This window comes from Pseudomonas emilianonis, assembly GCF_023072625.1.
Taxonomy (GTDB): domain Bacteria; phylum Pseudomonadota; class Gammaproteobacteria; order Pseudomonadales; family Pseudomonadaceae; genus Aquipseudomonas; species Aquipseudomonas paraveronii.
In genome coordinates this window covers 1-4,993 of record NZ_JAKNRV010000363.1, presented here as the reverse complement: position 1 = coordinate 4,993, position 4,993 = coordinate 1, and the positions used below count along the sequence as shown (strand labels likewise).

Below are 4,993 nucleotides of genomic sequence, written 5' to 3'. Positions count from 1 at the left end.
TCAAGCTGGCCTATGCGCAATTCGAGGAACTGGAGACCTTTGCGCGCTTCGGTGCAAGGCTCGATGAGGACACGCGCCAATCCATCGTTCACGGCCAGCGCATCCGCGCCTGCCTGGGCCTGGCGCTGGTGCAGCGGGTCAGCCAATGGCATGGCGGGCAGGTGCTAGTGCAAGACTCCGAGTGGGGCGGGGCGTCGTTTCGGATGAGGTGGGCGTATGACGCTTGACGCTCTGGAATGCGAGGGCGATCAACGCTGGGCGCAACGGTAAAATCGCGCCTGCGAGTCTGCCGTCACGGACGGTTAACGGCTAAGCCCCAACCGCTCATGCCACTGCGCGATCGACTCCTGCGGGTACTCATCGAACTGCAGGTCGCCCTTGCGCACGCTGACTTCGACCCAGGGCGTCTTGGAGCCGAGCATCAGGTGCGTGTGTTGCGGTGGCACCGGCAATGGCGTGTCGATGGCCGAGGCAAAGGGATGGATCAGCTCCGGCCACTCCGGGCTGAACAGCCATAGCGCGCTGCCGCATTGTGAGCAGAAATGCCGTTCGGCGCTGCTGGCATGGGCGCGGCTGGCACCCTCGGGCTTGAGCCGGGCGTGGTAGATCGAGATCAGCCTGCGCCCGCGCACTTTCAGGCTGTTGCTGTCGCCCGCCAGGTTGATCGCGTAACCGCCGCCGCCCTGGGTCTTGCGGCAAATCGAGCAATAGCAGCGCTGGTAAGGGTAGGGATGGGCACTGGTCAGGCTGAACGTCACGGCGCCGCAATGGCAGGAACCTTCGAGTTGCATGGGCAGTCTCCTATGGCAAGGTGACTCTGGAGTCTAGGCGCTTTGCGGCATCAAGGTCGCGATCAGGGCGTGAAAGGTCCCCGGCAGCGCTTCCAGCTCGCGACAGGATGCTGCGCTCGCGAATCGCCCACGGCTTAAGTTCATCGATGCTGAAATGCAGCACCTGTAAACCTGCGGCTTGCGCCGGCCGGCGATGGCGGCCGGTGAGAGGAGGGCGCGCTCGGCGCCCTGGTTCAGGCTTCAGTTATCCAGCGCGCTCAAGATCGCATGGGCGACCTTGACCCGCTCGGCATTCGGATAGTTCTTGTTCGCCAGGATCACCACGCCCATGTCCTTGCTCGGCACATACGCCACATAGGCTCCAAAGCCCCCGGTTGAGCCGGTTTTGTTGTACAGCACGTTGGCCGGTTGCGCTTGCGGTGTCGCCAGCCAATGGGGGCGGTGAGGTTCCATTGCCATCGGTGTCGAGTTGCCGTCAATCAGCGCTTGCAGGGCGATGGGGTAGGGGTAGTACTCCCAACCCAGGCCTTGGGTCATGCCGTTCACGGTGTAATAGCCGGTGTGGGTGCTGGCGATGGCCTGTTGCAGCGGCTTTTCCAGAGTTTGCGGGTGCATGTTGGCGATCACATAGCGCGCCAGGTCGTGGGTGCTGGTCTTGATGCCGTAGGCTTCGCTGCCCAGTGCGCCGGGGCTTACGCGAACGGGCTTGTGGTGTTTATCGTAGCCTTGAGCGTATTGGCCTGACTGCTCGGCGGGGACGCTGACGTAGGTGTTGCTCAGGCCCAGCTTGGGCAGCAGGGTTTTCTCCATGGCGACATTGAAGGGCTGGCCCAGGCTTTGCGCCGCGAGGTAGCCAAACAAGCCGATGCTCGGGTTGGAATAGAGGCGTTGCGCGCCTGGGGCGTAGGTGGGTTTCCAGTGCTGGAAGTAGCCGAGCATGGCGTCGGCACTGTCGGCCGCGTCGGGAAACTGCAGCGGCAGGCCGCCGGGGGTGTAGGTCGCCAGTTGCAGCAGGCTGATCTGGTCAAAGGCGCTGCCGGCCAGCGCGGGCCAGTATTGGCTGGCCTTGTCCGCCAGCTTGAGCTTGCCGGTAGCCTGGGCGTACCCCCCCAGGGTCGCGGTGAACGTTTTGCTCACCGAGCCGATTTCAAACAAGGTGTTTTCGCTGACTGGCCGCTGGGCTTCCTTCGATGCCGTGCCGTAGTTAAAGTATTGCACCTTGCCGTTCTGCACCACCGCTACCGCCAGGCCGGGAATGGCCTGCTGCTGCATCAGCGGTTTGACGCTGGCGTCTACCACGGCCTGCAGGTCGGCGGCCAGGCATTGGCCGGCGCCGAGAAGTATCGCCAGAGCCGTTAAATGACGCACTCCAAACAAGGATTGTTGGGGCATGATATCGCTTCCATGAGTGTGATCGATTGAATGAAGAGCCTGCGCGGGCGTGGCAACGTTAGACAGTTCGCCGGGCCTGGGCAAACGATGTTATCTCGCACCAGCCATTAGAATAATTAGGGTCAAGCATGCTGCGTTCCCATCTGCCCCTCAACGCGCTACGCGCATTTGAGGCCTCCGCCCGGCATCTGAGTTTTACTCGGGCCGCCATTGAGTTGTGCGTCACCCAGGCAGCGGTCAGCCATCAGGTCAAGAGCCTGGAGGCGCAACTGAACGTCACCCTGTTCAAGCGCCTGCCGCGTGGCCTGATGCTGACCCGCGAAGGCGAGACGTTGTTGCCGGTGGTGCGCGAATCCTTCGACCGTATTGCCCATACCCTGGGCCAGTTCGAGGGAGGGCATTACCGCGAAGTGCTCACCGTCGGCGCGGTCGGCACCTTTGCGGTGGGCTGGCTGTTGCCGCGCCTGCCGGACTTTCAGCGCCGCTACCCGTTTATCGATCTGCGCCTGTCGACCCACAACAACCGCGTCGATGTCGCCGCCGAAGGCCTGGACTACGCGATCCGTTTCGGCGCCGGGGCCTGGCATGGTACCGACGCCTGCCAATTGCTCGAAGCACCGCTGACGGCGCTCTGCGTGCCGCCAATCGCCGAGCAATTACATACGCCGGCCGACCTGTTGAAACATACGCTGCTGCGCTCCTATCGCGCCGATGAATGGAGCCTGTGGTTCCAGGCCGCCGGGCTGCCTGCCGACACCCTGGTGTCGCGCAGCATCGTGTTCGACTCGTCACTGGCGATGATGGAAGCGGCCTTGCAGGGCGTCGGTGTGGCGTTGGCCCCCGCGCAGATGTTCTCGCGACAACTGGAAAGTGATGCGATCCGGCAGCCTTTCAACGTAGGCATCAGCACCGGCAGTTACTGGTTAACGCGCTTGCAGTCACGCGCCGAAACCTCGGCGATGCTGGCGTTCAAGGGGTGGCTGTCGGAGGTGGCGGCGCAGGGTTGAGATTTTTATCAGGAGACAAAATGAAAGACTTGTCGCCGGCTAACCTCCACGCATTCAAAGGCAGTCAGGCCAGGTATTGGTTGAACCACCCCAGTGTGCGCTGCCACGCCAGGTTCGCCGCCGCCTCGTCATAGCGCGGCGTCGAGTCGTTATGAAAACCGTGGTTGGCGCCCTTGTAGATAAACGCTTCATGGCGGGTGCCTGCTGCCTTCAAGGCCTTCTCATAGGCCGGCCAGCCTTCGTTGATCCGCGTATCCAACTCGCCGTAATGCAGCATGATCGGCGCCTTGATGCGCGGCACGTCCTTGTCCTGCGGCTGACGCCCGTAAAACGACACGGCGGCGCCCAGTTCCGGGTAGGCCACGGCCGCCGCATTGGCCACGCCGCCGCCATAGCAGAAGCCGACAATGCCGACGTTGCCGGTGCTGCTGTCGTGGTGCATCAGCCACTCGATGGCGGCGAAGAAGTCGTTCATCAGCTTGGTCGGGTCGACCTTTTGTTGCAGCTCTACGCCTTTTTCGTCGTTGCCGGGGTAGCCTCCCAGCGATGTCAGGCCATCCGGCGCGAGCGCAATGAAGCCGGCCTTGGCCAAGCGCCGGGCGACGTCTTCGATATAGGGGTTGAGCCCACGATTTTCATGCACCACGACCACCGCCGGCACTTTGCCGGTGGCCTTGGCCGGGCGTACCCAGTAGCCGCGCACTGTGCCGTTGCCCTTGGGCGAGGGGTAGGTGATGTAGTCGGCAACGATGTCCGGGTCGGTGAATTTCACTTGCTCGGCCAGGGCGTAGTTGGGGCTCAGGGCAGCGAGCAGCGCCGACGCGGTCAGCCCGCCAAAGGTGAACAATGCGGCGCGGTCGAGAAATTGGCGGCGGTTGATCTTGCCGTGGGCGTAGCCGTCGTAGAGCTCCAGCAGTTCGGGGGCAAAGTCTTTGGCGGTGAGACGAGTCATCGGTGCTGTCCTCGATTAGCGGTGCCAGTCAATGTAGACCAGGATCACTCATTACGACCGTGGGCGGCGGCGGCGAGTTGCCCGGTATCGACGCGCACGAACACCGAATCGCCGATCGCCGTGAGTACATCGCCGGCATACACCTCGCAGACCACGCGACTTTTGCGCCCCACATCGCCCTCGACCCGGGCACGCAAGGTCAGCGTGACGCCCAGGGGCGTGGGCTTGATGAATTTGATCCCGAGATGGCCGGTCACGCAGTCGATACGCGGCAGGCTGCCGGGTTCACGTTGTTCGGCGCGGTAGTGGTAGGCCATGGCGGTCCAGTTCGAGTGGCAGTCCAACAGCATGGCGATCAGGCCACCGTAGACCAGGTCCGGCCAGCCGCTGTATTTCGCTTCCGGTTGGTGCTCGGCGACCACATGAACGCCGTCGGCATCCCAACGGCTCTTGATATGCAGGCCGTGGGGGTTGCTGCCGCCGCAGCCGTAGCAGATGCCTTCGGGGGCGGTGGTGTCTTGCAGTGAAGGGGTGTGCATGCCAAGTCCTTATTGTTCTGGGATGACTCTCCTGTTTAACAGGACACGCGCCGGATGGGAATAATGCCATCGCAGCAGACGCTAGCGCGCAAACCGCTTGGCCCCGGCCACACAGCCGATCACCGCGACCGTCACCAGCACCATGCCCAGGCTGACCTGCTCATGCAGCAGGCCCGCCGCCAGCGCCAGGCCGAAGAACGGTTGCAGTAGCTGCAACTGGCCGACCGCGGCGATGCCGCCCTGCGCCAGCCCGCGGTACCAGAACACAAACCCGATCAACATGCTGAACAGCGCCACATAGCCCAGGCTCAG

General features: G+C 63.2%; 7 protein-coding genes and 1 pseudogene. 2 read left to right on the top strand and 6 right to left on the bottom strand.

The genetic code is table 11. The features are described from left to right. Positions 1-227 (top strand): hypothetical protein (locus L9Z73_RS25180; protein ID WP_247406907.1); only part of this gene is annotated, 227 nt, incomplete at its 5' end. A 75-nt stretch (positions 228-302) separates the two neighbouring features. Here the strand turns inward: L9Z73_RS25180 and L9Z73_RS25175 are convergent. The 3 genes and pseudogenes from L9Z73_RS25175 to ampC all read right to left on the bottom strand — a co-directional run bounded on the left by L9Z73_RS25175 (position 303) and on the right by ampC (position 2,183). Beyond that, a complete protein-coding gene (locus L9Z73_RS25175; RefSeq protein WP_247406904.1) occupies positions 303-791 on the bottom strand; it encodes a GFA family protein in 489 nt (162 codons plus the stop codon). Between the two features lie 33 nt (positions 792-824). Continuing rightward, a pseudogene (locus tag L9Z73_RS31630) lies at positions 825-924 on the bottom strand (LysR family transcriptional regulator); the annotation flags it as partial. A 107-nt stretch (positions 925-1,031) separates the two neighbouring features. Then, the gene (gene ampC, locus L9Z73_RS25170) at positions 1,032-2,183 is read right to left on the bottom strand and encodes a class C beta-lactamase (protein ID WP_247406900.1); all 1,152 of its coding nucleotides are present in this window, start codon (positions 2,181-2,183) and stop codon (positions 1,032-1,034) included. A 128-nt stretch (positions 2,184-2,311) separates the two neighbouring features. Between ampC and L9Z73_RS25165 the strand changes: the two genes are divergently transcribed. Next, entirely contained in the window at positions 2,312-3,190 is an 879-nt protein-coding gene (locus L9Z73_RS25165; RefSeq protein WP_247406897.1) for a LysR family transcriptional regulator, read from the top strand. Between the two features lie 64 nt (positions 3,191-3,254). Here L9Z73_RS25165 and yghX read toward each other — a convergent pair whose 3' ends face one another. The 3 genes from yghX to L9Z73_RS25150 form a co-directional block, all read right to left on the bottom strand. Continuing rightward, on the bottom strand, positions 3,255-4,142 hold the full coding sequence (gene yghX / locus L9Z73_RS25160; protein ID WP_247406894.1) for a YghX family hydrolase: 888 nt from the start codon (positions 4,140-4,142) through the stop codon (positions 3,255-3,257). 44 nt (positions 4,143-4,186) lie between these two features. Beyond that, a complete protein-coding gene (locus tag L9Z73_RS25155) occupies positions 4,187-4,681 on the bottom strand; it encodes a PaaI family thioesterase (protein ID WP_247406890.1) in 495 nt (164 codons plus the stop codon). 81 nt (positions 4,682-4,762) lie between these two features. Next, positions 4,763-4,993, bottom strand: a 231-nt coding sequence (locus L9Z73_RS25150; RefSeq protein WP_247406887.1) for a DMT family transporter, incomplete at its 5' end; no start/stop codon positions are given.